The organism is Pseudomonas sp. (assembly GCF_046581935.1).
GTDB lineage: Bacteria > Pseudomonadota > Gammaproteobacteria > Pseudomonadales > Pseudomonadaceae > Aquipseudomonas.
This window is the reverse complement of record NZ_JAYGFK010000001.1, coordinates 18,749-45,674: the sequence shown is the minus strand read 5'-3', so window position 1 is coordinate 45,674 and position 26,926 is coordinate 18,749. Positions and strand designations below refer to the sequence as shown.

The following is a 26,926-nucleotide window of genomic DNA, read 5'->3' as shown; positions in this document are numbered from 1 at the left end:
GAGTGATGAAAAAAGCTGTCGCATCAGTAACAGTTAATCTCAGCCGAAATAAAAAAGGCCACCCGAAGGTGGCCTTTCTAAAGTCAGCAACGCTTAGGCGTTTTTGACTTCCCAACCAGTCAGTTCGGCCAGAGCCTTACCGATATCAGCCAGGGAACGCACGGTTTTCACGCCAGCGTCTTGCAGGGCTGCGAACTTCTCGTCTGCAGTACCCTTGCCGCCAGAGATGATTGCACCAGCATGACCCATACGCTTGCCTGCCGGAGCAGTTACACCAGCGATATAGGACACAACCGGCTTGGTCACGTTGGCTTTGATGTAAGCAGCGGCTTCTTCTTCAGCCGAACCGCCGATCTCACCGATCATAACGATCGCTTCGGTCTTCGGGTCTTCCTGGAACAGCTTCAGGATGTCGATGAAGTTGGAGCCTGGGATCGGGTCACCACCGATGCCGACGCAGGTGGACTGACCGAAACCGGCGTCAGTGGTCTGCTTAACAGCTTCGTAAGTCAGAGTGCCGGAACGCGACACGATGCCTACTTTGCCTGGCAAGTGGATGTGACCAGGCATGATGCCGATCTTGCACTCGCCTGGGGTGATAACGCCTGGGCAGTTAGGGCCGATCAGGACTACGCCCAGCTCGTCGCACTTAACTTTAGCGTCCAGCATGTCCAGGGTAGGAATGCCTTCAGTGATGCAGACGATCAGCTTTATACCGCCGAAAGCAGCTTCCAGGATCGAATCTTTGCAGAAAGGAGCTGGAACGTAGATCACGCTGGCGGTGGCGCCAGTGGCAGCTACAGCGTCTTTCACGGTGTTGAACACTGGCAGACCCAGGTGCTCGGTGCCGCCTTTGCCTGGAGTTACGCCGCCAACCATCTGGGTGCCGTACTCGATGGCTTGCTGGGTGTGGAAACTACCTTGCGAACCGGTAATACCCTGGCAGATAACCTTGGTGTCTTTATTGATCAGGACGCTCATTATTTGCCCTCCGCAGCTTTGACAACTTGTTGAGCAGCGTCGGTCAGGCTGGTAGCCGCGATGATGTTCAAACCGCTTTCTGCCAGTACTTTAGCGCCCAGCTCAGCGTTGTTACCTTCAAGGCGAACAACAACCGGGATTTTCACGCCAACTTCTTTCACTGCACCGATGATGCCTTCGGCAATCATGTCGCAACGAACGATACCGCCGAAGATGTTCACCAGTACGGCAGCGACGTTGGAGTCGGACAGAATGATCTTGAACGCTTCGGTAACGCGTTCTTTGGTTGCACCGCCGCCTACGTCGAGGAAGTTGGCTGGTTTGCCGCCATGCAGGTTGACGATGTCCATGGTACCCATGGCCAGGCCAGCACCGTTGACCATGCAACCGATGTTACCTTCCAGGGCTACGTAGTTCAGCTCGAACTTGGCAGCGTGCGCTTCGCGCGGATCGTCTTGCGACGGATCGTGGAAAGTCTTCAGCTTAGGCTGACGGTACATGGCGTTGGCGTCGATGTTGATCTTGGCGTCGAGGCAATGCAGATCGCCGTCAGCCTTGATCACCAGCGGGTTCACTTCCAGCAGCGCCAGATCGTGATCTTGGAACAGTTTGGCCAGACCGACGAAGATCTTGGCGAACTGGGCAACTTGCTTGCCTTCCAGACCCAACTGGAAAGCCAGCTCGCGACCCTGGAATGGCTGAGCGCCAACCAGTGGATCGATAGTGGCTTTGAGAATTTTTTCTGGAGTATCGTGAGCGATTTTCTCGATGTCCACGCCACCTTCGGTGGAAGCCATGAACACGATGCGACGGCTCGAACGGTCAACAACAGCGCCCAGGTACAGTTCCTTGGCGATATCGGTGCAGGACTCGACCAGAATCTGGTTGACCGGCTGACCATTGGCGTCTGTCTGGTAAGTCACCAGACGCTTGCCCAGCCAGTTGGCAGCAAAAGCTTTGGCGTCTTCTTTGCTCTTAACCAGTTTCACGCCGCCCGCTTTACCGCGGCCACCAGCATGAACTTGCGCTTTGACGACCCACTCGGTGCCACCAATTTTTTCGCAGGCTGCTGCAGCTTCTTCCGGGGTGTTTACCGCGAAGCCTTTGGATACGGGCAAGCCGTATTCAGCGAACAGCTGCTTACCCTGATACTCGTGGAGATTCATGCTTGTCTACCGTCTTCGTTTAGGTATTGCGCATACGGTGCTGCACTTGTGATGCCGCACCACCTGTGACTGCTTCTGCAGCAATCCGACTGACGTTCCGCGCAGTCGCCTGAGCTGTACGCGGGCAGTCTGCCGTGGTTCTTTCTGGCTAAGCCGTGCCTATACCAAGACACAACGCCGGCAAAGGCACGGCTCAAACCAACAACGTGTTAACGCTTCTTACGGTTGGCGACGTGGATGGCATGACCATTCACTGCCAGAGCAGCTTCATGCAGTGCTTCGGACAGCGTTGGGTGGGAGAAGACCATCATCCCCAGATCCTCGGCGCTAGTGCCGAACTCCATACCGATCGCACCTTGCTGCACCAGTTCGGCAGCGCTTGGGCCAATCACGTGTACACCCAGAACGCGGTCAGTAGTGGCATCAGCGATAACCTTGACCATACCGCCAGTGTCGTTGGCCGCCATGGCACGACCGCTAGCAGCGAACGGGAAGGTACCAACGTTAACTGCCACGCCTTCGGTCTTCAGTTGCTGCTCAGTTTTACCAACCCATGCGATTTCCGGGTGGGTGTAGATAACCGATGGGATCAGGTCGTAGTTCATCTGGGCTTTATGGCCAGCGATGCGCTCGGCAACCATGATGCCTTCTTCAGATGCCTTGTGAGCCAGCATAGCGCCGCGCACCACATCACCAATGGCATATACGCCTGGTACGCTGGTGGCGCACTGGTCGTCTACGAAGATAAAGCCACGCTCGTCCATGTCGACGCCACTATCGGCGGACAACAGGTCAGTGGTTACTGGGCGACGGCCAACGGCAACGATCAGCTTATCGAAAACGATCTTCTGCTCGCCTTCTGAGTCAGTGAAGTTGACGGTAACTTGTTTCTTCTTCACTTCCGAACCAGTTACACGAGCACCCAGACGGATTTTCAGACCTTGTTTGGTAAAGGTCTTCAGCGCTTCTTTGGCGATCTGCTCATCGGCAGCCGGAAGGAACTTGTCTAGTGCTTCTAGTACAGTCACGTCAGCACCCAGACGCGCCCAGACCGAACCCAGTTCCAGACCAATAACGCCAGCGCCAATTACGCCCAGCTTCTTCGGTACGCTCTGGAATTCCAAGGCACCAGTTGAGTCGACGATCACGTCCTGATCAACCGGAGCCGGCGGGATGTCGATTGGCTTGGAGCCGGAGGCCAGGATCACGCTGCCGGCTTCGACGATCTGCGTCTTGCCGTCGGAACCGGTGACTTCAACCTGCTTGTTGGCCAGCAGTTTGCCGTGACCTTCAAGCAGGGTCACGCCATTAGCCTTGAACAAGGTAGCAACGCCACCGGTGAGGTTTTTCACGATGTTAGCTTTGCGACCGATCATCGCAGGCACATCAATGGTCACGCTTTTGGCTTCGATACCATGAATGGCAAAGCCTTCGTGCGCTTCGTGGTATTTCCAAGAGCTGTCCAACAGCGCCTTGGAAGGAATGCAACCGACGTTCAGGCAAGTACCACCGAGTGCGACTTTGCCTTCTTTATCCTGGTACTTCTCGATGCAAGCAGTCTTCAGGCCAAGCTGAGCGGCTTTGATCGCGGCTACATAGCCGCCAGGGCCAGCACCGATGACTACTACGTCAAATTTCTGGGTCATAACGTATTCCTTCTCGAATAAACCGGACGGCCCTGAGTACAGGGCCGCCGTGGGAGAAATTGGCTTTTAGATGTCCAGCAACAGACGCGCTGGGTCTTCCAGCAGGTTTTTGATGGTCACCAGGAAGGTCACGGCCTCTTTACCATCAATCAGGCGGTGGTCGTAGGACAACGCCAGATACATCATTGGACGAATCACCACTTGGCCATTAATCGCCATCGGACGCTGCAGAATGTTGTGCATTCCGAGAATTGCGGCTTGCGGCGGGTTGACGATCGGTGTCGACATCATCGAACCGAAAGTACCACCATTAGTGATAGTGAACGTGCCGCCGGTCATCTCGTCGATCGACAATTTGCCGTCGCGCGCTTTTTTACCGAAGGTGGCAATGCCATTTTCGATTTCAGCCAGGCTCATCAGTTCCGCATTACGCAGTACTGGAACGACCAGACCACGATCACTGGATACCGCAACACCCACGTCAGCGTAACCGTGGTAAACGATGTCTGAGCCATCAATCGAAGCGTTGACCGCAGGGAAGCGCTTCAGCGCTTCGGTAGCAGCCTTGACGAAGAACGACATGAAGCCCAGGCGCACGCCGTTGTGAGACTTCTCGAACAGATCCTTGTACTTCGAACGCAGAGCCATGACTTCAGTCATGTCAACTTCATTGAAGGTGGTCAGCATAGCCATGTTCGACTGTGCTTCAACCAGACGACGAGCCACAGTGGCGCGAACGCGGGTCATCGGCACACGCTTCTCAACGCGATCACCAGCAGCCAATACCGGTGCTGCGGCAGCAGGTGCGGCAGGCTTAGTAGCAGGAGTAGCTGGCGCATTCTTTTTAGCTTCGACAGCTGCAACCACATCTTCCTTGGTCACACGACCGCCCTTGCCAGTACCGGCAATGCTGTTCGGGTCGATGCTATTTTCTTCGGCGATTTTGCGCGCTGCCGGCGAAAGAATCTGTTCTTCGCCAACAGTCACGGACGGAGCGGCAGCAGGCGCAGCGGCTTGAGCAGCTGCGGCAGGCGCAGGAGCAGCTGCACCGCCCTCGCCCAAAGAACCCAGCACTTCATTACTGAGAACGGTATCGCCTTCATTCTTGATGATTTCTGCGAGGACGCCGTCGGCCTCGGCCAGCACTTCAATCACTACTTTGTCGGTTTCAATGTCGACGATCAGTTCGTCGCGCTTGACCGCATCGCCCGGCTTCTTGTGCCAAGTGGCCACAGTGCCATCGGCAACCGATTCCGGGAAAGTAGGGGCTTTGATCTCGATAGCCATTATGTGTAATTCCTTAAATTCGTTTTCTTCTAACAGGCGACCCATTCGGTCGCCTGTCACGCGAAGTCGTTAAACAGTAAAGGCATCTTGCAGGAGTTTTTCCTGCTGTTCGGCGTGCAACGATGCGTAACCACAAGCAGGTGCAGCAGAGGCATCACGACCGGCGTATTCGAGGAACAGCGTTTTCTTATGCGCGGTTGTCACGCGACGCATGTGATGCTGGCTGCAATACCAAGCGCCCTGGTTCATCGGTTCTTCCTGACACCAGACGACGTGCTTGAGGTTTTTGTAGGGGGCCAAGGCCTCCGTCAAATCATCCTCTGGGAACGGATAGAGCTGCTCGAGACGCACAATGGCGATATCTTCGCGGCCTTCGTTGCGACGTTTTTCCAACAAGTCGTAATAAACCTTGCCGCTACACAGAACCAGGCGCTCGACTTTCTTCGGATCGATTGCGTCGATCTCTGGAATCACGGTCTGGAACGAACCTTGGGCTAGATCTTCCAGCGTCGAAATGGCCAGTTTGTGGCGCAACAGCGATTTCGGCGTCAACACGACCAATGGCTTACGCAATGGGCGGATCACCTGACGACGCAGCAAGTGGTAGATCTGCGCAGGCGTAGTTGGCACCGCTACTTGCATGTTGTGCTCAGCGCACAGTTGCAGGTAACGCTCCAGACGTGCCGAGCTGTGCTCTGGCCCCTGCCCTTCATAACCATGCGGCAATAGCATGGTCAGGCCACAGAGGCGACCCCACTTGTGCTCACCACTGGAAATGAACTGGTCAAACACAACCTGGGCGCCGTTGGCAAAGTCGCCAAACTGGGCTTCCCAGATCACCAGCGACTGAGGTTGAGTAGTGGCATAGCCGTACTCAAAGGCCAATACGGCTTCTTCCGAAAGGAAGGAGTCGTACAAGTCAAACTTCGGTTGACCCTCATATAGGTTCTTCAGCGGCACATAAGTGCTGGCGTCTTTCTGGTTGTGCAGCACCGCATGGCGGTGCGAGAACGTACCGCGACCAATATCCTGCCCTGTCATACGGATCGGATGGCCTTCGAACAACAGGGTGGCGTAGGCCATTGTTTCGGCATACCCCCAGTTGATCGCCAGAGCGCCCGCGCCCATCTTCTGCCGGTCTTCAAGAATCTTCGCCACTTGGCGCTGAACAACCACGCCCTCGGGGATTTCCAACAATTTGTTGGATAGCTCTTGCAGCGTTTTCAGCTCAAAACGCGTGTCGTGACGTGCGGTCCAGGCATGGCCCAGATAAGGACGCCAATCGACAAACAGTTCTTTGTTCGGCTCTTTGACCAGACTCTTGACCACATGCTGACCGTTATCCAGTGCAGTGCGGTATTCGTCGATTTTGGCTTGTACCTCATCTGCCGACTGGCGCTCTGCAACAGTCAGGGAATCTGCATACAGCTCACGCGTGGTGCGCTGCTTGGTGATCTGCTGATACATGATCGGCTGAGTACCGCTCGGCTCGTCGGCCTCGTTGTGACCACGACGACGGTAGCAGACTAGGTCGATAACCACGTCACGCTTGTACTGCATGCGGTAATCAACGGCCAACTGAGTAACAAACAGCACCGCTTCCGGGTCATCACCGTTAACGTGCAGGATGGGCGCTTGAATCATCTTCGCCACATCGGTGCAGTACTCGGTGGAACGCGAGTCCAGCGGGTTGCTGATGGTAAAGCCGACTTGGTTGTTGATCACGATGTGGATCGTACCGCCCGTTTTGAAGCCGCGTGTCTGCGACATCTGGAAGGTTTCCATCACCACGCCTTGACCGGCAAAAGCGGCGTCACCATGCAGGGATACCGGCAATACTTTCTCGCCACTTTCGTCATTACGACGATCCTGACGGGCGCGTACCGAACCCTCAACCACTGGAGATACGATCTCCAAGTGCGAAGGGTTAAACGCCATAGCCAAATGCACTTCGCCGCCAGCGGTCATCACGTTGGAAGAGAAGCCCTGGTGATACTTCACGTCACCGGAGGACAGGCCGGCAGTTTTCTTGCCTTCGAATTCGTCGAACAGATCGCGCGGGTTTTTACCAAAGGTATTTACCAGAACGTTCAAACGGCCACGGTGGGCCATGCCGATAACGATTTCCTTGGTGCCGTAAGAGCCGGAGCGCTGGATCACTTCATCGAGCAGCGGGATCAGGCTTTCACCACCTTCCAGGCCGAAGCGTTTGGTGCCTGGGTACTTGGTGCCCAAGTATTTTTCTAGGCCTTCAGCTGCTGTCAGACGCTCGAGCAGATGGCTCTGAACCTCGGCAGAAAATTGTGGACGACCGCGCACGCTTTCCAGACGCTGCTGAAACCAGCTGCGCTGTTCGGAATCGACGATATGAGTGAACTCGGCACCGATGGTGCGGCAATATGTCTGCTGCAACGCATCGTGAATTTCGCGCAGAGTAGCCTCTTCCTTGCCAATGAACAGCTCACCCGTATGGAAGGTGGTGTCCAAATCGGCATCGGTTAGGCCGTAGTGATTGATCGCCAGATCAGCCGGTACAGGGCGCTGCCAGAGGCCAAGCGGATCGAGCTGAGCAGCCTGATGGCCGCGCATGCGATAAGCCTGAATCAGGCGCAGCACTTCGACTTGCTTCTTCTCGTGCCCACTACTCACGCTACCAGCAGACACCGGCTGAGCACGGCGCTGATTTTTAGCGAGCAGCACGAAATGATCGCGAATCGTTGAATGCGATACGTCTGTGGCGGCGCTGCCGTCAGTCGGCAACTTCTGGAAGTAAGTGCGCCACTCTTCTGGCACAGCGTTGGGATCGTGCAGGTAAAGCTCATAGAGCTCTTCCACATAGGCAGCGTTACCACCGGATAGGTGGGCACTGTCCCACATGCGCTGCATCACGCTTTCTTGCATGCTTGGTCACCCTCGGTAAGGGGACACCACCGGCGAAGAAACCGTATGGCTTGCTAGTCCTGAAGCAGCGACTGGTAGCCACTACGGATCCCGCAGATAGTCCGGGCACCAGCCCGGATGCCCCTGCTGGTCGTCATAATTTTCAAATTAAGGCCCACCGCTTTGTGAGCAGCAGTCCTGGCTATAACTGCGACGCTAGCGTTGGGCCAGCGCCGCAGATGTTACGGGTCTAACTAACAACCGTGAATCAAGTACCGCTTTGCAGCAACATGTTGCGGACGTGGCCGATTGCTTTAGTAGGGTTCAAACCCTTCGGGCAAACGTTCACGCAGTTCATGATGCCGCGGCAGCGAAACACACTGAACGGATCATCCAGCGACGCCAGACGCTCTTCGGTCTTGGTGTCGCGGCTATCTGCCAGGAAGCGATAAGCCTGTAGCAATGCAGCTGGGCCGAGGAACTTATCAGGGTTCCACCAGAAGGATGGGCAGCTGGTGGAGCAGCACGCGCACAGAATGCACTCGTACAGACCGTCTAGCTTCTCACGCTCTTCCGGCGTCTGCAGACGCTCAATGGCCGGAGCCGGTGTATCGTTCTGCAGGAATGGCTGCACCTTCTCGTATTGCTTGTAGAAGATGCTCATATCAACAGCCAAGTCACGAATGACTGGCAAGCCAGGCAGCGGGCGAATAACCAGCTTGCCACCTTTCAGGCCAGCACTGGAAATTGGCGTAATACAGGCCAAGCCATTCTTGCCGTTGATGTTCATGCCATCGGAACCGCAAACACCTTCACGACAGGAACGACGGTAAGAAAAGCCCTCATCCTGTTCTTTAACCAGTGCCAGTACGTCAAGGACCATGATGTCCTTACCGCCCGTATCGACCTGGAAGTCCTGCATAAACGGCGCAGCATCCTGCTCCGGGTTGTAGCGATAAACACTGACTTGCAACATATCAGCCACCCTTAATAAGTCCGGACTTTGGGTTCAAACGTCGGAACTGTCTTCGGCGAGAAGTTGACGGCACGCTTGGACACACGCTTCTCACCTGGGAAGTACAGGGAGTGGCAGAGCCAGTTTTCGTCGTCACGTTCTTCAAAGTCTTCACGAGCGTGAGCACCACGGGATTCTTTACGAACCTCAGCGGCGATCGCAGTGGCTTCAGCCACTTCGAGAAGGTTTTGCAGTTCCAAAGCTTCGATACGCGCAGTGTTGAAAGCCTGGCTCTTGTCCGCGATTTTGACAGTCGCGATCCGCTCACGCAGGTCGGCCAGTTGGGCAATACCCTTTTGCATGTACTCACCGGTTCGGAACACACCGAAGTAGTTTTGCATGCACTGTTGCAGTTCTTTACGCAGTGGCGCGACATCTTCGCCGGCCTTACGCTCGTTCACGCCAGACAGACGCTTGAGCGATGCCTCGATATCAGTTTCGCTGGCACCACGGACTTCCACGCCTTCTTTCAGCGCTTTTTCCAGATGCAGACCCGCTGCACGACCGAAAACCACCAAATCGAGCAACGAGTTGCCACCCAGACGGTTGGCGCCGTGTACCGATACGCATGCAACTTCGCCTACAGCAAACAGACCGTCAATGATCTTGTCGTTGCCGTTGGCGTCCTGAGTAATTGCCTGACCATGAATGTTGGTCGGCACGCCGCCCATCATATAGTGACAGGTCGGAATGACCGGAACCGGCGCAACAACTGGGTCAACGTGAGCAAAAGTCTTCGACAGTTCGCAGATACCTGGCAGACGGCTGTGCAGCACTTCTTCGCCGAGGTGGTCGAGCTTGAGCAATACGTGATCTTTGTCCGGGCCACAGCCGTTACCAGCGAGCACTTCTTTAACCATCGAACGTGCTACTACGTCACGACCGGCCAAGTCTTTAGCGTTCGGCGCATAGCGCTCCATGAAACGCTCGCCGTGGGCGTTAATCAGGTAACCGCCTTCACCGCGACAACCTTCGGTGACCAGTACACCAGCGCCGGCAATGCCGGTCGGGTGGAACTGCCACATTTCGATGTCTTGCACCGGCACGCCTGCACGCAGCGCCATACCAATGCCGTCACCGGTATTGATCAAGGCGTTAGTGGTGGACGCATAGATACGACCCGCACCGCCAGTGGCCAGAACCACTGCTTTAGAGCGGATATAGACGGTTTCGCCAGTCTCGATGCAAATAGCGATGGTGCCAACCACGGCGCCATCCTGGTTCTTCACCAGATCGACTGCATACCACTCATTAAGAAACGAGGTACCAGCCTTGAGGTTGGCCTGATAAAGGGTATGCAGCAGCGCGTGACCAGTACGGTCAGCTGCGGCACAAGTCCGCGCAGCCTGGGTAGGGTTGTTTGGCCCCTTGGACTGACCACCGAACGGACGCTGATAGATGCGACCCTGCTCAGTACGGGAGAACGGCAGACCCATGTGTTCGAGCTCAAATACCGCTTCCGGACCAACGGAGCACATATATTCGATAGCGTCTTGGTCACCGATATAGTCGGAGCCTTTGACGGTGTCGTACATGTGCCAGCGCCAATCATCGTTCGGATCTGCCGAAGCGATAGCGCAGGTAATGCCACCTTGAGCAGATACAGTGTGCGAGCGGGTCGGGAAGACCTTGGTCACCACTGCAGTTTTATGACCACCCTGAGCCAACTGCAATGCAGCGCGCATACCCGCGCCGCCGCCACCAACAATAATGGCGTCATAAGAAAGAGTGCGAATGCTTGTCATGGATCAGTTACCCCAAAAAATCTGCACGCCCCAGGCAAAGAACGCGAACATGGCAACGCCACACGCAGCCTGAAACAGAAAACGCACGGCAGTAGCCCACTTACCCAAAGCCATTGGTGTCAGGTAGTCAGTGGAAATTGTCCACATGCCAACCCAGGCGTGGACGCTGAGCGCCACTAGAGCTAACAGGCTGAAAATGCGCATAGCGTTATTGGAGAACAGTGCATGCCAGTCGCTGTAACCCAGACCCGGGTTACACACAACAAAACCCAGCAAGAACAGCACGTAAGCCGCGAGAACGACAGCAGACACACGCTGCGCCATCCAGTCATAAAGACCCGAACGCGAGAAGTTCGTAACGTTGGTTACCATATCCACACCCCCAGCAGCACGATCACGATCGCCGATACGACGAGAACGATTTTCGAACCCAGCTTGCCGCCTTCCAGCGTCTCACCGATGCCCATGTCCATGATCAAGTGGCGTACACCGGCCACCAGGTGGTACAGCAGAGCGGACAACAGACCCCAAATCACGAACTTGGCCAGCGGACTGGTCAGGCATTCCTGCACCTGGGCAAAGCCCTCTTCAGACGCCAGCGACTTGTCGAGGCCATATAACAGAATGGCAATACCAACAAAGAGGATGACACCGGAGATACGGTGAAGAATGGACGTGTAAGCAGTGATTGGGAGTTTGATAGTCCTAAGGTCTAGGTTTACAGGTCTTTGGCTATTCACGGCTTTTTTATCACACTGAGAGCCCCTAACTATCAGGGCAAAGTTGTCGGGAGGTGCACTGGTCAGGTACCCATCACCCAAGGAGTGACAACTACCAGAATACAGGCGTAAAGCCCTTGGTAGTTGGGCGCAGAGTATAGACAGTTAGGTTACTAATGACAACGCAAAGCCCTGCACCTAAAAGCTCATTGCGTGGCACCAATAATTGGCGTAAAGAGCGAGCTTCATGCACCTAAAATTAGCCGCAAACCCTTCTGCCACATGGGTTTTAGCAAATTGACATTCGCATTTATCTCACTATAGTGGTGCGGGCCCTGCGTGGGGGGCTGTCAGATGATTTCAAGCATAACTAGGAGGCCACACATGGCTGACAAAAAAGCGCAGTTGATCATCGAGGGCGCAGCCCCCGTCGAGCTGCCCATTTTAACCGGCACCGTTGGTCCCGATGTAATAGACGTGCGGGGCTTAACCGCCACGGGCCGTTTCACATTTGATCCTGGCTTTATGTCTACCGCCTCGTGCGAATCGAAGATTACCTATATCGATGGCGATCAAGGCATTTTGCTGCATCGTGGCTACCCCATTGAACAGCTAGCAGACCAATCTGATTACTTGGAAACCTGCTACCTGCTGCTGAACGGCGAACTGCCGAACGCAGAAGAAAAAGCCATTTTCGTCAGCACCATCAAGAACCACACCATGGTTCATGAGCAACTGAAGACCTTCTTCAACGGCTTCCGCCGTGACGCTCACCCGATGGCCATTATGTGCGGTGTAGTTGGCGCCCTTTCGGCCTTCTACCATGACTCGCTGGACATCAAGAACCCGCATCACCGCGAAGTTTCGGCCATGCGCCTGATCGCCAAGATGCCAACCATCGCCGCCATGACCTACAAGTACTCCATGGGTCAACCGATGATGTATCCGCGTAACGACCTGAACTACGCGGAAAACTTCCTGCACATGATGTTCAACACCCCGTGCGAGATCAAACCGATCAGCCCGGTATTGGCTAACGCAATGGATAAAATCTTTATCCTGCACGCCGACCATGAACAGAATGCCTCAACATCTACCGTGCGCTTGGCTGGTTCCTCGGGTGCTAACCCGTTTGCCTGTATCGCTGCAGGTATTGCTGCGCTATGGGGCCCAGCACATGGAGGGGCTAACGAAGCCGTTCTGGCGATGCTTGACGAGATTGGTAGTGTCGACAACATCGACACATTCATCGCCAAGGCCAAAGACAAGGACGACCCGTTCAAGTTGATGGGCTTCGGTCACCGTGTTTACAAAAACCGTGATCCACGCGCCACCGTGATGAAGCAGACCTGCGACGAAGTACTGAAAGAACTGGGCATCAGCAATGATCCACAGCTGGCACTAGCCATGCGACTGGAAGAGATCGCCCTGACCGACCCGTACTTTAAAGAGCGCAATCTGTACCCGAACGTCGACTTCTACTCGGGCATCATCCTAAAAGCTATCGGCATTCCAACCAGCATGTTCACCGTGATCTTCGCCCTGGCGCGGACTGTCGGCTGGATCTCACACTGGAAAGAAATGCTCTCTAGCCCATACAAGATTGGCCGCCCACGCCAGCTGTATACCGGCTATACGCAACGCGACCTGAAGAAATAACTCAGTTCCGACGCACAAAAAAGGCTGCCCTTGGGCAGCCTTTTTTGCATCTAAAATCCACCACCAACCTCAACGCTGACCACAAAAAAATCTACCTGCAACATGTAGAGCCCCAGAATAGCCACTGTTAATGACCATGCATCACAGTATCAGGGCGCAACGGCAGTACTCTGCTCCAACCAGCCCAGCAGTTGAATAGCCTGCTCGGCATTGTTACCGCACACCTCAACATCCGCATGGAATGTCGAACAGACAGCAGGTCGCTCAGACATACCAAAGATCAAACAGTAGTTATTGGCGTCTAACTGCAAGCAGCGCACACCCGCAGGTTTGCCGTACGGCATGCCTGGAATGGGCGAAGTAATCGAAGGCGCAATACAGCAGGCGCCACAGCCCGCACGGCATTCCATCAGGCAACCCTCGGTTTAGCAGAAAAGGCGGCAGATGATACGCGCCCTCAACAACTCCCGGCAGCCTGCACGCATAAATTCAGGCGAGCGGTAGACGCAAACTGAATCGCGTTCCTTGACCCTCAATACTCCACACGTGCAGCTCACCCCCCAAAATATCAACGGCAAGTTGGTGTGTGATGTGCAACCCCAAGCCAGTGCCACCCCTGCCGCGACGCGTGGTGAAGAATGGATCAAAAATCTTACCCAGCACCTCCTCACTCATGCCACAGCCGTTGTCGCACACTTCGATAGCGCACTCATGACGCAGAGCATCATGCTGAACACACACAGTCACTACGCCCTGTTCAAGGTTTTCAAAAGCATGAACTAACGCGTTATCGATCAGGTTCTGCAAAATTTGCCCAACAGGCCCCGGATAACTATCCAACATCAGGCTTTGCGGCAACTCAACAACAACTCGATGCGCTGACTGCTTAAGCTTTGGAGTAAACAGCAACAACACCTCATGCACGAGCTCAACCAAATCGAAAGTACGTCGCTCGGTACTGGCGCGATCAGTCGCTAGCTGTTTGAACGCCCGCGTTAACTGCGCCATTCGCGTAAGACTGGTGATAATGATCGCCAACCCTTCCTCATTACGCTGCAAAAATCGCTCAAGTGTTGAACGCTGCAAGCCATGTTCTAGCGAATTACGCATGCTTTGATTAGCTGAGTTCAAACTTGACCCAACAACACTAGCAGCACCGATTGGCGTATTAAGCTCATGAGCCACCCCAGCAACCAACGTGCCTAGCGAGGACAATTTCTCCGCCTGCAATAAGGCACCACGGGTACGCTGCAACTGCTCAACTGTATCAAGCAACTCACTATTGCTCTCGCGCAATGCGCGACTACTTGCCTCCAGCGCCTCTCGCCCCCGATCACGCTCAACCTCAGCCAGCCCCATACGCAGCGCAACAAAAAGCCCTATTGCAAGTAATGAACAACCCAACAACAGCACTTGCCAGAGCGCTGCTAGACGCTCGACTTGTATTTGCTCACGGGGCAAATGCGAAACCAACAACCATTGCCCAGTTGCAGCAGATGTTTTGCTGCCTCCCTGATAAGGGTCGAACCAACTGAATGCCCATGCACCATCTGCATCCGTGAAAACCCCACTTTGCTCCGTCTGCATAAGCGCCCAGCTAGCAGGGTAACGCCTGGCTAACGTTGCCTCCGTGTTACCCAAAGCAAAACCCCAGGCATCTTGCGCCTCCTCTGCCAGCATCCAATACCCACCATCATCGACTAGGGTTAAATTGTTGCCATAGGTCCTGGAAACAGCATTCAACCGCTGCAAAGGCACCTGTCCTAGATAATTCAAAACAAGCACTCCACGGCGCTTATTCTCACGATCAAAGACGGGCTCTGCACTGCGTAAGGTTGGCTTTATAGGGCGCTCGACGACACCATGCTCTTTGTTGAGGTCGAAACGTGACAAATAAAATGAGCCCTTATCTAGGCTCATAGTTTCAAGAAAATAGTAAGAGCTCGCCTTGCTCTGTAAGTGCACCTGATCAAGCACCACTGGCGAACCATCCAACCAATCAACTCTTACCCGTTCCGTACCATCTTCATCCAACCAACGAATTTGATCGTACAACGCAGTGCTACGCGCAAACTCGACAAAAAGTTGGCCCAAAGCATTTCTATTATCCGCACTAGGGTTGGCGAGGACATTGGCCAGGAGCGGCTGCTGAATAAGGAATTTTAGATTGCCGCGTAGAGTTGCAAGATGCCGGTCAAGCACCCCCGTTCCTTCATCCAAACTAACTTGTTGATTGCGCAGTAATGGCTCAAGTCTGACCTCAAGCATGCGTTCGTAAAGTAGCAGCATCAACAACAGAACGAGCAACGCCCATGGCACGAACAGCAGCAGTAAGTAACGTCTGACGGGACGAGACAAGGCCAAGCTACGCTTATGACCGGGCATCAGACCAAGCACCAAGCCAGTCGAGCAACTCGGCGCCGGCCATTGGCTTGGCAAAAAGGTAGCCTTGAGCTTGCCGACAGCCATGCTGAAGAATCCAGTCAGCCTGCTGTTGCGTTTCGACACCCTCGGCAATCACCTGCATACCAACCCTTGCAGCAATCTGGATGATTGCCTCGGCAATCATTTGCTGATCGCTTACCTCACCAATTTCAAGCACAAAACTGCGATCAATTTTTAACCGATCTGCAGGTAGAACGCGCAAATAGTTAAGCGATGAAAACCCTGTCCCAAAGTCATCAATCGCCACCTCTACACCCATACTGCGTAGAGCCCTTAATTTTTCGCAAACCGCATCAAAATTCCGCATAGCCACTGACTCGGTAATCTCCACCTCAACCTGCTCGGGAGCGACCCCAGCTGATACCAAGTGAGACTTGAAGCGCTCGACAAAATCATGCTGCAGCAACTGCGGCGCAGAGACGTTGATGGCTACGCGGATCTGCGGATACCCCGCATCGGCCAACTGCTTGGCTGCTTGCAAAGCAAGGCGCATTAGCAAGTCACCCAGCAGCAGTATGTAACCCGTTGCTTCCGCCAGGGGAATAAAACTCAGTGGCGGGACCATCTGACCATCACTATTACGCCAACGAGCCAAGGCCTCCACACCTATAACACGCATTGTTTGCAGATCAACCTGCGGCTGTAAGGCCACGCTAATCTGTCCTGCATCGACAGCATCACGTAAAGCCAGTAACAACCGATAGGACTCAGCATGTGCCCGCTGAAGCGTAGGGTCATAGATACCATGCTGATCATGCCCCAGCTGCTTCGCTTGTTTAAGCGCCAAGAGAGCATCCTGCAAGGCCGCTCTAGCAGAGCCGGAAAAGTCGCTCAGGTGCATAGTGACGCTGCTCAGGCTATGCACCTGGCCTAGTTCATGAGCACGGCTATGATGATGAAACAACGCCACAATATCAGCGGCACACACTTGTTCCTTTAAGCCAAGAATCGCAAAAAGATCATCGCGCACTCGTGCTATCAACACACTGCTATCAAAAGCATCACGCAACCTCTTGGCCACCAAACCAAGGATGAAGTCGCCGTAGCCAGTACCAAACGCCGTATTGGCACCCGAGAAGTTATCGATATCGACAAGCACCAAAACCCGTTGATCTTTCGCCTCTGAGTTAAGCGCCATATCCAGCATGCGTATCAATGCATTACGGTTAGGGATAGCCAGCAAATCGTCTTGGTAGGCCATTTCTTCCAGGCGACTGAACAAAGCAACGCTATGCAAGCCTCGGCTGATACTGGCGCTGAACACCTTGAGAAGCTCCATCTCGGTGGAGCTCAATGTGCGCGAACTGGCGATATAACAGGCGTAATCAGCGCCGGCCTGATACTGCGGAAAGAACAGCACCGTGCAATCACTTAAATTAAGGGTTTGTTGCTCTAGCAAGCAGCGGCGTAGAGCAGCCACCACTTGGGGATCCTGTAGGCTTTCCAGATCGCCATCAATGCTGTTGGTAAAGCGCCCACTGGCACTGACTACCCGCGCATTCGGTGCTGCGTCCAGAACCTGATCCTCAACACGAACACAGACAATTCCCTCAGCTTGCAAGCCGAGCAATGAGGTTATTTCAGAGAGAATTTTCGCCGATAAATCACGAGTACTCTTCGAGCAAAACAACGCATTACTCGACTCAACAATCATCTGCAGCCCACGGCGAGCACTGGATACGACTTTAAGCTGGGAATAACCACGCACGGCTGCAGTCAGTACGGTTAACAGCCGGTCTGCGCCTAACTCGCTTTTCGTCCAGTAATCGTTGATATCGTAATCACGCATCACTTCATGGGCTGGAGCCAATCCAGGTTCACCAGTCAGCAGCACCACACGTGTTTCGCGATTACCGATCACCTCTCGCAGAGACTTGACCAAGCGCAGGCCGGCGTCTTCGGTTTCCATCACCACATCTAGCAAAACCAAAGCGATATCATCGTACTCGGCCAGCAACATCGACGCCTCACGGCTACTGAATGCCTGAATCAGCTCAATGCGCTTACCCAGCACCGCCATGTCGCCGAGGGCAAAAGCCGTGGCACGCTGAAAATTAATATCATCGTCAACCGCAAGAACCCGCCAAACAAGCTGACTGGCACTGCCGGTGAGGTCATCACTGAACGCAAGTTGCTCATCCATGAAAAATGCTCGTATGCAAAATGGGCAGAGGTAACAGCCAGCGCTTATCTGGCTGCCAACTGAAGTATAGACACTACGTACCAGACACCAGCTAATCGCTCAGCACATACCAGCGACTAAACTGGCCGCCCGCTGCTACTGTCGAAAACGTTATAAATGAGCCTCAACGGCAGGCTTTACCCAGAGACTGCAGTGATTTCATACTCGCAGCACGCTAAGGAGGGCCTATGCAGCATTGGCTGGTAATTGACCTGGAAGCCACCACCGATGAAGGCGGTTGGCCGGTCACAGATATGGAAATCATCGAAATAGGCGCCAGCCTGGTCGACGCCTCCGGCCATGAGGTCGAGCACTTTCAACGCTTTGTTCGCCCCCTGCGCCGCCCCCTGCTAACCCACTTCTGCCGCCATCTCACCCAGATCAATCAAGCTGATGTCGACTCGGCAGCGCCGCTAAACAAAGTCTGGGCGCAATTTGAACGCTGGTTACTCAACCATAAACAGCAACTAACCGGCTGGGCTAGCTGGGGCGACTATGACCGTCGCCAGCTTGAACAAGAATGGCGCAGCCACGAGCTAAGTAGCCATCTGAGTCAAATAACCCATATCAATTTAAAGAAGCGCTTTGCCGAGGCCCGCCAACTCCCCAGCCCGATAGGCCTGAAAATGGCACTTAACCTGGCCGGACTGAAGTTTCAGGGCCAACAACACCGCGCCCTCAGCGATGCGCGCAATACAGCCCGGTTACTGCCGCTGGTTTTGCCTGTGCAAAGCAGATGACGAAGAAAAAACGCTTGGGCATACTGGCAAGCCTTTTTATGGTCTGCGGCCTAAAGCCGCGAGCCTTTTAATTCCCACGTTAAGGAACTGCAGATGTTCAAGGTCAATGAATACTTCGACGGCACCGTCAAATCCATCGCCTTCGATATGACTGAAGGCCCTGCCACCATCGGTGTGATGGCTGCAGGCGAGTACGAGTTCGGCACTAATCAACTAGAGATCATGCACGTGGTCGCTGGCGCCCTGAGCGTCAAACTACCAGGCAGCGACACCTGGGAAACCTTCGCCGGCGGCAGCAGCTTCACCGTCCCAGCCAACAGTAAATTCCAGCTCAAGGTGGCCACTGACACTGCCTACCTGTGTGAATACCGCTAAGCCTGGCTTGGTGCCTGAAAGCCGGCCCGAGGGCCGGCTTTTTTATGCTCGCTTACCACCTGCAGTGACAATGCTGACAACTGCTGCACACTATTCAAATTGATGCTCTAGGTAAAAGGGACCCACCATGCCGCGCTCAAGCCAGTTCTCTCTGGTGATTTTGCCAATCCTCCTGCTGCTGATTGCCATGACGTCAATTCAGGGCGGCGCATCCCTGGCAAAGGGGTTGTTTCCGGAGATTGGCGCAAGCGGCACCACGGCCCTGCGCCTGAGCCTTGCCGCGCTGATTCTGTGCGTGGTGATGCGCCCCTGGCAGGCGCAGCTAACCTTAAAGTCCTGCCGCTCGCTGCTGGCTTACGGGCTGTCGCTAGGCAGCATGAATCTGCTGTTCTACCTGTCGTTGAAAACCATCCCGCTGGGTATCGCCGTCGCGCTGGAGTTCACCGGCCCGCTCAGCCTGGCGCTATTGTCATCACGCCGTCTGCTGGATTTCGTCTGGATTGCTTTAGCAGTTTTCGGTCTCTGGCTGCTACTGCCCACAACACAGGCTGACGTGCCGCTTGATCCTTTAGGCATGGCGCTGGCCTTGGCTGCTGGCTTGTGCTGGGTGCTATACATCATCTTCGGGCAAAAAGCGGGAGCCGAACACGGCAAACAAACTGTGGCACTCGGCACCATAGTTGCCGCCCTGCTGGTCTTCCCTATTGGCCTGTGGCAAGCCGGCGGCAGCTTATTTTCGCTGGACTTGCTGCCCATTGCCCTGTGCGTTGCGGTGCTCTCATCAGCCCTGCCCTACAGCCTGGAAATGGTCGCCTTAACCCGCTTACCCGCGCGCACCTTCAGCATCTTGATGAGCATGGAGCCCGCCGTTGCCGCACTCTCTGGCCTATTGTTTCTCAGCGAGCGCCTCACGCTCAGCCAATGGCTGGCGATCAGCGCCATCATCCTGGCCTCGGCCGGCGCCGCAGCGACCATCAAGCCAAAAGCCAAGCCGCTTTAAATAGAAAATAGACTAACCGGCATACCCATAACCCAGTACAAACTTGCCGGAAAACCTACTAACAAAGAGTGAGCAGATGAACAAATTGACATTGATCGCACTGCTATTTTTGAGCGGGTGCATGGACTCGACACAACTTATCAAAAACACTGATAGCGGCGGCCTGCCCGCACGCGCAGCTTATTATGTCGCTCAGCCAGAAGATGGTATGTACGGTGCCAAGCCTTATCCTGGCTCAGGCAAGATGACCGCTGCCATCATCCGAAATGCACTATTGAAGAACATGCAAAAAGCCACAGCAGCAAACCGAGTTGCAGACTGGGAGCAGGCTCTTCAAGCTGCTCGTCAAGGTGGCTATGACTATCTTGTTTTCCCCTCCATCCTGCACTGGGAAGATAGAGCCACCGAGTGGAATTTCATGCGCGACAAAGTGCAACTGAAGCTTGAGCTGGTAGATGTATTTACCGGCCAAACAGAAAGCACCGTCGTAATAGAAGGCAAAAGTGGAATTGCCACTCTCGGAGGTGACCACCCACAGGATCTACTGCCTGCCCCCATAGACGAATACTTTCAAGCCCTCTTTAAACCTTGACCTGCGGGCTAACGCGCTCGGTCGAACCATTCAAAGAACAGATACAAAGCAAGCTTTAACTATGACAAAGGATAAAAGCTGCGCATCTCGTCTACAGCTTCATTACTGAACTGCAATTCCGCCAGGCGCGCATACAACGGGCTACTCGTCACCAACTCGCTGTGTGTGCCAATGGCGGCAAGCTTGCCGCCCTCGATCACGGCAATGCGATCAGCGCTTTTAACCGTTGCCAAGCGATGGGCAATCACCAACGTGGTACGGCCTTGCATAAGACGCGGCAGCGCCTGCTGAATCAGATGCTCACTCTCGGCATCGAGGGCGCTGGTGGCTTCATCGAGCAGCAGAATCGGCGCATCAACCAGCAGCGCGCGGGCGATTGCCAAGCGTTGACGTTGACCACCCGACAAGCCCAGCCCGGCATCGCCCAGATGAGTTTGGTAGCCCTGCGGCAACTTCATGATGAACTCATGGGCATGGGCCACTTTCGCAGCGGCTTCTACTTCCGCCAGGCTGGCATCCATGCGGCCGTAACGAATGTTGTCCTCAACGGTGCCAAAGAACAGCGCCGGGTTCTGCGACACCAGGGCAAAGCTGCTGCGCAAATCAGCGGGGTCTAGCTGCTGAATAGGCTGACCATCAATCAAAATCCGCCCCTCTTGCGGGTCGAAAAAGCGCAGCAGCAAATCGAACAGGGTCGATTTGCCCGCACCCGAAGGTCCGACCAAGGCCAAGGTCTGCCCCGGCGTGACCTGCAGATCAATGCCGTCGATGGCAAAGCTGCCCGGGCGTGAGGGATAAGCAAAACGCAGCCCCTGCAATTCAATCCGGCCTTGCACCGGCTGCGTCAACTGCAGGCCATTGGTGGCAGGCGGGGTAATTTCATTGCGCGCCTGCAGCAGTTCAGCGATGCGTTCAGCAGCACCCGCAGCGCGCTGTAGCTCACCAATCACTTCACTGAGGGTGCCGAAGGCCGAGCCTACAATCAGGCTGTAAAAGACGAAAGCGGCCAGCTCACCGCCAGAAATCCGCCCAGCGATCACATCCATCCCGCCGACCCAGAGCATCACGCCTACCGCACCGAGCACCAGGACGATAACTACGGTAATCAGCCAGGCACGCTGAGCAATACGTTTGCGCGCGGTATCAAAGGCGGCCTCGGCGGACAGACCAAAACGACGTTTATCTTCAGCCTGGTGGTTGTATGCCTGCACCGTTTTGATTTGACCGAGCACTTCGCCGACATAGCTGCCGACATCCGCCACGCGATCCTGACTCTGTCGTGACAACGCCCTCACCCGGCGGCCAAAAATCAGAATCGGTGCGACCACCAACGGCAGGGCCATCAGCACGATGCCACTGAGTTTGGCGTTGGTCACCACCAGCAGCACGCTACCGCCAATCAGCATGATCAGGTTACGCAGCGCCATCGACAGCGATGAGCCAATCACCGACTGCAACAGCGTGGTGTCGGCGGTCAGTCGCGACTGGATTTCCGAACTGCGGTTGCTCTCATAGAAGCCCGGATGCAGCTCGATCAAGTGATTGAACACGCGCATGCGGATGTCCGCGACAAAGCGCTCACCAATCCACGACACCAGGTAGAACCGCGTGAACGTGCCAATGGCCAAGGCCAGCACCAACACAAAGAACAAACCAATCGAATGCTGCAAGGCTGCCGGCGATTGAGTCGCCAACCCCTGATCGACCAGCAACTTGATGCCCTGCCCCATGGACAACGTGATCGCAGCGGTAAACATCAGCGCCAGCAAGGCACCGAGCACACGCCCGCGATACGGCGCGATAAAACGCCAAGCCATACGCAAGGCGGTGCGCTGGCGGGAAGACAGAATCGAGAGCATGCAGACTCGCTATGGGCGCTAGCGCCGATTAGTGAAGTGGCGGCTTAGGCTCGGACTCAAGCCGCCACACCACCCAACACAGGGCCAAGGCTGCAAGGTTGGTGGACAACGGATTGAACGCCTGCAGCAGTAGATGGGGGTTCATGAGCGATACATCAAGCAGCAGAACAACCAATAACGCGGCTGCCAGCAAAACCGGCCAACGCCTGCTGCGCATCAGCAACAGGCCCCCGAGGAGGATTTCCGCAGCGCCGGCCATCCGCGCCACCCATTCCGGCGCAGGCAAGCCATGGGCTTGGATCATCATCAGTTCATCCGGGCTTAACCAAAGAATCTTCGGCACCAGGCCATGCCAGACAAACACCAGGGCCAGGGTGATTCGCGCCACCCAGGCAACTTGCCGTAAACGCGGATCAATCATGTAAAAAGCGTCTTTTATGGTCCGCACTTGGTAGCAAACAGCTGTCATAGCGACCGAACAGCCGGTAGCGATTCAGCGCGACCCGGTCATAACACCAGTCCCGCACAGGCCGGGGGATAACCCGCATCCACGCCATAAACCGCCATGCCCCCGGCAGCTGAGCGACGATGCGCAGCACCGCATCCGAGCGCACATACAAGGTGCCAGCTTCAACATAGCCCATGGTGTCGAATCTATCAGTGGGCAGCGCAAACCAGCGCAACAATGCCTGCCCCTCGGTGGACTGCACCGAAGCTAGACGAAACACCTGCTGCGGATCATGGCGAATCAGAAACTTCGCCCAGCCATTGCACAGCTTGCACACGCCGTCGAACAGCACCACGCGCTCGCCGCTTTGGATAGAGGGTGGCGGTACTTGATCGGTCATGCTCAACTCCTGCCTGCGCGGCCTTTAAACAGCTGGAATGCGGTAGTGCCCGGTGATTTTGAAGGCGAACAGAATGTCTTCTTCCTGAGTCCCACGCCCAATATTGTGCAGCACCAGCGGTGCCCCACTGCTAGCTTGGCGATCACTGACGATGCCGATGTGAGTCAAGCCGCCACCCAGATCCCAAGTCACAATATCACCGGCACGGTAGCCTGACGCAGCCTGACTGAGCGGCTGGCTCCAACCCTGGCGCTTAAACCACGTCATCAAGTTGGGCACACGGCGGTGGTCGATATTGCGGTCGGGCCGGCTTAGCCCCCAGCTTTGCGGATACAGGCGAAAGTTTGCCCGCATATCCTTGTGCACCGCTTGCTGCAGGTCCAACCCCTGCCGGCGCAACGCGCGGATCACCACATCTGTACACACGCCGGTATTGAGCGGCACATCCCCCAAGGGATAACTCAACCGGCGGTATGCCGGGTCATAACCCAAGGTCACACCGACCTGGCTGCGCGCATCCTGCACCAAACGCTGCGCCTCGATCGGCCCGGCCGCTGCCGGCAAGGCCAACAGCAAAAACAGCAGCGCCGCCAGCAGCCTCACGGCTTGAACGCCGGAGACTGCGGGAGGTCGTCGTGTATGTCCCACCAGTTGGCCCGCGAAGCGGTGAACGCATGCCAACCCGGACGTGTCGCCAGATCCCCCTCCAGGCTACCGGCACGAATGCGCAACACCCCCGGTAGTTTGCTAGTGCAGCTGTAGATCGGTGAGCCGCAGTTGCCGCAGAACACCCTCTGCTTGCCCGGTGACGACTCGTAGGCCTTGAGCTGTTCGGCACCACTGAGCAGCGCAAATGCGGACTCCTGCACCGGAATATTGGTAACGAACGCAGAGCCTTGGGCTTTGCGGCACTGACTACAGTGACAGATCTGAATCGGCGCCAGCTCACCTTCAACCTGATAACGCACCGCCCCACAGAGGCAACCTCCCTGATGCATGACACGCTCCTTTCAATGACCGAGGGGATACAACAGCTCTTCCTTATAGCCCGCCCAGACGCGTACGACATCGGGGAAGGCATCATCGAGCTGCACATCACCGCTATCAACCAGCAGCGGCCGACCTTCTAAGGTGCCGAGTTTGCGTTTAGTGGCGACCACCCGCAGATGCTCAAGGCCGATAGCGCGCAGCACCCGTGGGCTGATCTGCTGATTACCACGGCCGATAATATGGCCCTGGCCGCCAATGGCAGTGACCAGCAAACGTGCCGGATGCTCAGCCACCAGCTCAAACAGCTGCGCCTCGTTCACGTCACGGGCTAACACCTGGCCGTTTTCGATCACATCGACGCCAAGCAGCGTGGTGGTTAAGCCAAGGTTTTGCGCCAGGCCATGCAAGGTCGAGCCAGGGCCAAATACATAGCGCACATCGGCCTCCCAGCTGTCCTGCAGCCAGTCCGCCAGATCGCCCAGCACCAGTTCTTCGGATTCCATGCCGCCCTGTTTGACCTGCTGCACATAGCCGCCTTCCTGCGGCACCGTCAGCTCGCCATACCAGCGGGCGCTGACCCGTCCTTCGCGCAGCGCACTTTCATCAATATCGCGCACTTCACCGCTGCTCAAGCGCACCAAACCACCTTCGATCAGCCGTGCTGTAAGCTCGCCCGCCGCACGTGGGCTAATGCCATACACCCCCGACTGGATCTTCACTCCCGCCGGAATCCCCAACACTGGCTGGCCTTCACGCGCAGCGCTGCAGATATCCCGCGCCGTGCCGTCACCACCGGCGAACAGGATCAACGCCACACCGGCGTCTTGCAGCAACGTAACAGCCTGCTGAGTATCCGCAGCGCTACTTGGTCCGACCGGCAACGCGCCCACCACACGGTGAGCGAAGCCCATTTCAGCCAGCAAGTCAGCGCCCATGGCACCTGGGAAGGTGACGAACTCTAGCCGCTCACGCAGCGGCAACAACACCTCAAGAGCCGTTTGTGTGCGTTGCGCTGACTTGGCCTCAACGCCCAAGGCCAACGCCTGCTGCGCCATACCATCACTGCCCTTGAAGCCTGCCGGGCCACCCAGCCCGGCCAACGGGTTGATGATCAGACCAATATGGAAAAACCCCATAGCATCCTCAATCCATAATTACGTCAGACAACTGGCACGTTGCCTGCTTATTGCCTGTATGTAGTTATTGCCCTGTGTCTTGCGCCGGTTTTCTGCCGCCACTTGTCATAGCGCCTTCATCTAACACTTATAAAATCGCCCTAACCGATGAGGAGACCATCATGCAAAGCTCACAACAGAACGCGCAAAAAGCCACGACAATGCCGATTGGTGGCTTTGTCATCGACGCCCAGGGCCGTGAAATCCCGATCACCGAAGAGATGATCCAACAGGCCTGCAAAGTGCTGGAAAAAGCCCAGCAGCAAGCAGCAACGCGTAAGTAAGCCTGCCACCTTGTAGGGTGGATGACGCCTTTATCATCCACCATAAGAGCGCAAATGGTGGATGGGTGTAGCGCCCTCCACCTTACACTTCCAGCTTTGCGCCCAATGCCTGCACCAGGCTGACCAATGCCGGCGCATCCCCTTTTATACAAACCTCCAGTCCGTCGATTTCCCGACGCATCGGGTAGCGTTTGCGCAGCCGATCAAAAGCCGCACGTCGAGTAGGCGCATTACCCTGCAAGCTACGGCGAAAATCCGCATCATCACGGCGCGGGTCATATACGCTGCGGCAGATGCTGGCTAAGGCCCAGGCTGGATCGGCACTGGCATCAATAGTCAGGCTACTCAGCCAAGCGGCAGGCATCAGTTGTTCCAGGGCAACGCTAGGCATAACGCCCTGGTGCTGACAAAACGCCTGATAGATCTGCGCCGTGCCGCGCAGTTTGCCATCCAGGCTGTAACCGGCAATATGCGGCGTGGCGATGCGGCAGAGGCCAGCCAACTCAACATCCGCCTGCGGCTCGCCCTCCCAGACATCCAGCACCACCTGCAGATCACCACGCTGGCTGAGTAACTCACGCAACGCCTGGTTATCCACCACCGCACCACGACTGGCATTAATCAGCCAACTTCCCGGTTTTAGTGCAGCCAGACGCGCGCTATCGAAAAGATGATGGGTTGGATGCTCGCCCAAACGCTCAAGCGGTGTGTGTAGACTGATCACGTCGCACTCATCCAGCACCTGCTGCACGTTGACGTAGTCGCCGCCCTCCAGCGCCTGACGCTGCGGATCACAAACCAGCACGCGCCAACCCAGCCCGCGCAGCACCCTGATCAAGCGGCTACCGACCTGGCCCGCGCCGATCACGCCGTAGGTCCGCGTCGCCAGCTCAACACCCTGCTGCTCAGCCAACAGCAACAGGCTGCCCAACACGTAGTCGACCACACCACGGGCGTTGCAACCTGGCGCACTGGCCCAGGTAATGCCGGCCTGCTGGAAGTAATCGAGGTCCAGATGATCAGTGCCAATGGTGCAGGTGCCGACAAACTTAACCGCCGAGCCTTGCAGCAACCCACGATCAACCTGGGTAACCGAACGCACCAACAGCAGGTCGGCATCGGCCACAGCGGCCGCATCAATGCCACGGCCGGGCAAGCGGCGTATCGGGCCAAAGCCGGCAAAAAACTCATCAAGCAGCGGGATATTTTCGTCGGCAACAATGCGCATGGCAGGCTCCATAGATCAGCCCGGCATTCTAACCTGACGCACGATGCTGGTGAGGACACTGGTATCGCCGCAGGGTGATTGATTAAAGATGTCGCCTTTGGGATTTCTGA

25 protein-coding genes are annotated in these 26,926 nt (G+C 55.7%); 6 read left to right on the top strand and 19 right to left on the bottom strand.

The features are described 5' to 3' along the window. Positions 1-93 precede the first annotated feature (93 nt). From sucD to sdhC, 9 genes are all read right to left on the bottom strand, one after another. Entirely contained in the window at positions 94-981 is an 888-nt protein-coding gene (gene sucD, locus VCA57_RS00180; RefSeq protein ID WP_411182943.1) for a succinate--CoA ligase subunit alpha, read from the bottom strand. Further along, positions 981-2,147: an ADP-forming succinate--CoA ligase subunit beta gene (gene sucC / locus VCA57_RS00175; RefSeq protein WP_411182942.1), complete on the bottom strand. Its 1,167-nt coding sequence runs from the start codon at positions 2,145-2,147 to the stop codon at positions 981-983. The genes sucD and sucC overlap by 1 nt, the downstream gene beginning before the upstream one ends. 209 nt (positions 2,148-2,356) lie before the next feature. Continuing rightward, entirely contained in the window at positions 2,357-3,793 is a 1,437-nt protein-coding gene (gene lpdA / locus VCA57_RS00170; protein ID WP_411182941.1) for a dihydrolipoyl dehydrogenase, read from the bottom strand. 66 nt (positions 3,794-3,859) lie between these two features. Then, complete coding sequence (gene odhB, locus VCA57_RS00165; RefSeq protein WP_411182940.1) at positions 3,860-5,080, bottom strand: 2-oxoglutarate dehydrogenase complex dihydrolipoyllysine-residue succinyltransferase; 1,221 nt, start codon at positions 5,078-5,080, stop codon at positions 3,860-3,862. A 69-nt stretch (positions 5,081-5,149) separates the two neighbouring features. Further along, a complete protein-coding gene (locus VCA57_RS00160) occupies positions 5,150-7,981 on the bottom strand; it encodes a 2-oxoglutarate dehydrogenase E1 component (protein ID WP_411182939.1) in 2,832 nt (943 codons plus the stop codon). A 247-nt stretch (positions 7,982-8,228) separates the two neighbouring features. Next, positions 8,229-8,936: a succinate dehydrogenase iron-sulfur subunit gene (locus VCA57_RS00155; RefSeq protein WP_411182938.1), complete on the bottom strand. Its 708-nt coding sequence runs from the start codon at positions 8,934-8,936 to the stop codon at positions 8,229-8,231. A gap of 11 nt (positions 8,937-8,947) precedes the next feature. Further along, on the bottom strand, positions 8,948-10,720 hold the full coding sequence (gene sdhA / locus VCA57_RS00150) for a succinate dehydrogenase flavoprotein subunit (RefSeq protein WP_411182937.1): 1,773 nt from the start codon (positions 10,718-10,720) through the stop codon (positions 8,948-8,950). 3 nt (positions 10,721-10,723) lie between these two features. Continuing rightward, positions 10,724-11,092 carry a succinate dehydrogenase, hydrophobic membrane anchor protein gene (gene sdhD, locus VCA57_RS00145; RefSeq protein WP_411182936.1) on the bottom strand — a complete coding sequence of 123 codons (369 nt, stop codon included), beginning with the start codon at positions 11,090-11,092 and terminating at the stop codon, positions 10,724-10,726. Then, positions 11,086-11,460, bottom strand: a complete 375-nt coding sequence (sdhC, locus tag VCA57_RS00140; RefSeq protein ID WP_282876112.1) for a succinate dehydrogenase, cytochrome b556 subunit — start codon at positions 11,458-11,460, stop codon at positions 11,086-11,088. The genes sdhD and sdhC overlap by 7 nt, the downstream gene beginning before the upstream one ends. Before the next feature lie 363 nt (positions 11,461-11,823). On the opposite strand from sdhC, the gene gltA reads away from it, so the two are divergent. After that, the gene (gltA, locus tag VCA57_RS00135) at positions 11,824-13,098 is read left to right on the top strand and encodes a citrate synthase (RefSeq protein WP_411182935.1); all 1,275 of its coding nucleotides are present in this window, start codon (positions 11,824-11,826) and stop codon (positions 13,096-13,098) included. 149 nt (positions 13,099-13,247) lie between these two features. Here the strand turns inward: gltA and VCA57_RS00130 are convergent, their stop codons facing one another. The 3 genes from VCA57_RS00130 to VCA57_RS00120 form a co-directional block, all read right to left on the bottom strand. After that, entirely contained in the window at positions 13,248-13,508 is a 261-nt protein-coding gene (locus VCA57_RS00130; protein ID WP_411182934.1) for a YkgJ family cysteine cluster protein, read from the bottom strand. A gap of 79 nt (positions 13,509-13,587) precedes the next feature. Further along, a complete protein-coding gene (locus tag VCA57_RS00125) occupies positions 13,588-15,483 on the bottom strand; it encodes an ATP-binding protein (RefSeq protein WP_411182933.1) in 1,896 nt (631 codons plus the stop codon). After that, positions 15,470-17,686: an EAL domain-containing protein gene (locus VCA57_RS00120; RefSeq protein ID WP_411182932.1), complete on the bottom strand. Its 2,217-nt coding sequence runs from the start codon at positions 17,684-17,686 to the stop codon at positions 15,470-15,472. Before VCA57_RS00120 ends, VCA57_RS00125 begins: the two co-directional genes overlap by 14 nt. Positions 17,687-17,913: 227 nt before the next feature. Here VCA57_RS00120 and VCA57_RS00115 point away from each other — a divergent pair, with 227 nt between their 5' ends. From VCA57_RS00115 to VCA57_RS00100, 4 genes are all read left to right on the top strand, one after another. Beyond that, on the top strand, positions 17,914-18,465 hold the full coding sequence (locus VCA57_RS00115) for an exonuclease domain-containing protein (RefSeq protein WP_411182931.1): 552 nt from the start codon (positions 17,914-17,916) through the stop codon (positions 18,463-18,465). Positions 18,466-18,558: 93 nt separating this feature from the next. Then, on the top strand, positions 18,559-18,840 hold the full coding sequence (locus VCA57_RS00110) for a pyrimidine/purine nucleoside phosphorylase (RefSeq protein WP_411182930.1): 282 nt from the start codon (positions 18,559-18,561) through the stop codon (positions 18,838-18,840). A 127-nt stretch (positions 18,841-18,967) separates the two neighbouring features. Further along, the gene (gene rhtA, locus VCA57_RS00105) at positions 18,968-19,840 is read left to right on the top strand and encodes a threonine/homoserine exporter RhtA (protein WP_411182929.1); all 873 of its coding nucleotides are present in this window, start codon (positions 18,968-18,970) and stop codon (positions 19,838-19,840) included. Positions 19,841-19,916: 76 nt separating this feature from the next. Continuing rightward, complete coding sequence (locus tag VCA57_RS00100) at positions 19,917-20,432, top strand: DUF4823 domain-containing protein (RefSeq protein ID WP_411182928.1); 516 nt, start codon at positions 19,917-19,919, stop codon at positions 20,430-20,432. 59 nt (positions 20,433-20,491) lie between these two features. Here the strand turns inward: VCA57_RS00100 and VCA57_RS00095 are convergent, their stop codons facing one another. The 6 genes from VCA57_RS00095 to VCA57_RS00070 are packed head-to-tail and all read right to left on the bottom strand — an operon-like array spanning position 20,492 to position 25,265. Next, a complete protein-coding gene (locus VCA57_RS00095) occupies positions 20,492-22,291 on the bottom strand; it encodes an ABC transporter transmembrane domain-containing protein (RefSeq protein ID WP_411182927.1) in 1,800 nt (599 codons plus the stop codon). Between the two features lie 28 nt (positions 22,292-22,319). Continuing rightward, positions 22,320-22,712, bottom strand: coding sequence for a DoxX-like family protein (locus VCA57_RS00090; protein ID WP_411182926.1), 393 nt, complete (start codon positions 22,710-22,712; stop codon positions 22,320-22,322). After that, positions 22,705-23,139: a thiol-disulfide oxidoreductase DCC family protein gene (locus tag VCA57_RS00085; protein WP_411182925.1), complete on the bottom strand. Its 435-nt coding sequence runs from the start codon at positions 23,137-23,139 to the stop codon at positions 22,705-22,707. Before VCA57_RS00085 ends, VCA57_RS00090 begins: the two co-directional genes overlap by 8 nt. A gap of 24 nt (positions 23,140-23,163) precedes the next feature. Continuing rightward, on the bottom strand, positions 23,164-23,742 hold the full coding sequence (locus tag VCA57_RS00080) for a DUF1287 domain-containing protein (RefSeq protein ID WP_411182924.1): 579 nt from the start codon (positions 23,740-23,742) through the stop codon (positions 23,164-23,166). Further along, positions 23,739-24,137: a GFA family protein gene (locus VCA57_RS00075; RefSeq protein ID WP_411182923.1), complete on the bottom strand. Its 399-nt coding sequence runs from the start codon at positions 24,135-24,137 to the stop codon at positions 23,739-23,741. Before VCA57_RS00075 ends, VCA57_RS00080 begins: the two co-directional genes overlap by 4 nt. A 12-nt stretch (positions 24,138-24,149) precedes the next feature. Continuing rightward, complete coding sequence (locus tag VCA57_RS00070) at positions 24,150-25,265, bottom strand: ATP-NAD kinase family protein (protein WP_411182922.1); 1,116 nt, start codon at positions 25,263-25,265, stop codon at positions 24,150-24,152. Positions 25,266-25,426: 161 nt separating this feature from the next. Between VCA57_RS00070 and VCA57_RS00065 the strand changes: the two genes are divergently transcribed. Continuing rightward, a complete protein-coding gene (locus VCA57_RS00065; RefSeq protein WP_411182921.1) occupies positions 25,427-25,588 on the top strand; it encodes a PA1571 family protein in 162 nt (53 codons plus the stop codon). An 82-nt stretch (positions 25,589-25,670) separates the two neighbouring features. Here VCA57_RS00065 and pdxB read toward each other — a convergent pair whose 3' ends face one another. Continuing rightward, a complete protein-coding gene (gene pdxB, locus VCA57_RS00060; RefSeq protein WP_411182920.1) occupies positions 25,671-26,816 on the bottom strand; it encodes a 4-phosphoerythronate dehydrogenase PdxB in 1,146 nt (381 codons plus the stop codon). Between the last annotated feature and the right edge of the window lie 110 nt (positions 26,817-26,926).

Coding starts and splice junctions, on each gene's coding strand:
- VCA57_RS00115 (WP_411182931.1), top strand. CDS start 17,914: ATGCAGCATTGGCTGGTAATTGACCTGGAAGCCACCACCGATGAAGGC.
- VCA57_RS00065 (WP_411182921.1), top strand. CDS start 25,427: ATGCAAAGCTCACAACAGAACGCGCAAAAAGCCACGACAATGCCGATT.
- pdxB (WP_411182920.1), bottom strand. CDS start 26,816: ATGCGCATTGTTGCCGACGAAAATATCCCGCTGCTTGATGAGTTTTTT.
- VCA57_RS00070 (WP_411182922.1), bottom strand. CDS start 25,265: ATGGGGTTTTTCCATATTGGTCTGATCATCAACCCGTTGGCCGGGCTG.
- rhtA (WP_411182929.1), top strand. CDS start 18,968: ATGCCGCGCTCAAGCCAGTTCTCTCTGGTGATTTTGCCAATCCTCCTG.
- VCA57_RS00155 (WP_411182938.1), bottom strand. CDS start 8,936: ATGTTGCAAGTCAGTGTTTATCGCTACAACCCGGAGCAGGATGCTGCG.
- sdhA (WP_411182937.1), bottom strand. CDS start 10,720: ATGACAAGCATTCGCACTCTTTCTTATGACGCCATTATTGTTGGTGGC.
- gltA (WP_411182935.1), top strand. CDS start 11,824: ATGGCTGACAAAAAAGCGCAGTTGATCATCGAGGGCGCAGCCCCCGTC.
- lpdA (WP_411182941.1), bottom strand. CDS start 3,793: ATGACCCAGAAATTTGACGTAGTAGTCATCGGTGCTGGCCCTGGCGGC.
- VCA57_RS00110 (WP_411182930.1), top strand. CDS start 18,559: ATGTTCAAGGTCAATGAATACTTCGACGGCACCGTCAAATCCATCGCC.
- sucD (WP_411182943.1), bottom strand. CDS start 981: ATGAGCGTCCTGATCAATAAAGACACCAAGGTTATCTGCCAGGGTATT.
- sdhD (WP_411182936.1), bottom strand. CDS start 11,092: ATGGTAACCAACGTTACGAACTTCTCGCGTTCGGGTCTTTATGACTGG.
- odhB (WP_411182940.1), bottom strand. CDS start 5,080: ATGGCTATCGAGATCAAAGCCCCTACTTTCCCGGAATCGGTTGCCGAT.
- VCA57_RS00160 (WP_411182939.1), bottom strand. CDS start 7,981: ATGCAAGAAAGCGTGATGCAGCGCATGTGGGACAGTGCCCACCTATCC.
- VCA57_RS00125 (WP_411182933.1), bottom strand. CDS start 15,483: ATGCCCGGTCATAAGCGTAGCTTGGCCTTGTCTCGTCCCGTCAGACGT.
- VCA57_RS00075 (WP_411182923.1), bottom strand. CDS start 24,137: ATGCATCAGGGAGGTTGCCTCTGTGGGGCGGTGCGTTATCAGGTTGAA.
- VCA57_RS00100 (WP_411182928.1), top strand. CDS start 19,917: ATGAACAAATTGACATTGATCGCACTGCTATTTTTGAGCGGGTGCATG.
- VCA57_RS00095 (WP_411182927.1), bottom strand. CDS start 22,291: ATGCTCTCGATTCTGTCTTCCCGCCAGCGCACCGCCTTGCGTATGGCT.
- VCA57_RS00090 (WP_411182926.1), bottom strand. CDS start 22,712: ATGATTGATCCGCGTTTACGGCAAGTTGCCTGGGTGGCGCGAATCACC.
- VCA57_RS00130 (WP_411182934.1), bottom strand. CDS start 13,508: ATGGAATGCCGTGCGGGCTGTGGCGCCTGCTGTATTGCGCCTTCGATT.
- sucC (WP_411182942.1), bottom strand. CDS start 2,147: ATGAATCTCCACGAGTATCAGGGTAAGCAGCTGTTCGCTGAATACGGC.
- VCA57_RS00120 (WP_411182932.1), bottom strand. CDS start 17,686: ATGGATGAGCAACTTGCGTTCAGTGATGACCTCACCGGCAGTGCCAGT.
- VCA57_RS00085 (WP_411182925.1), bottom strand. CDS start 23,139: ATGACCGATCAAGTACCGCCACCCTCTATCCAAAGCGGCGAGCGCGTG.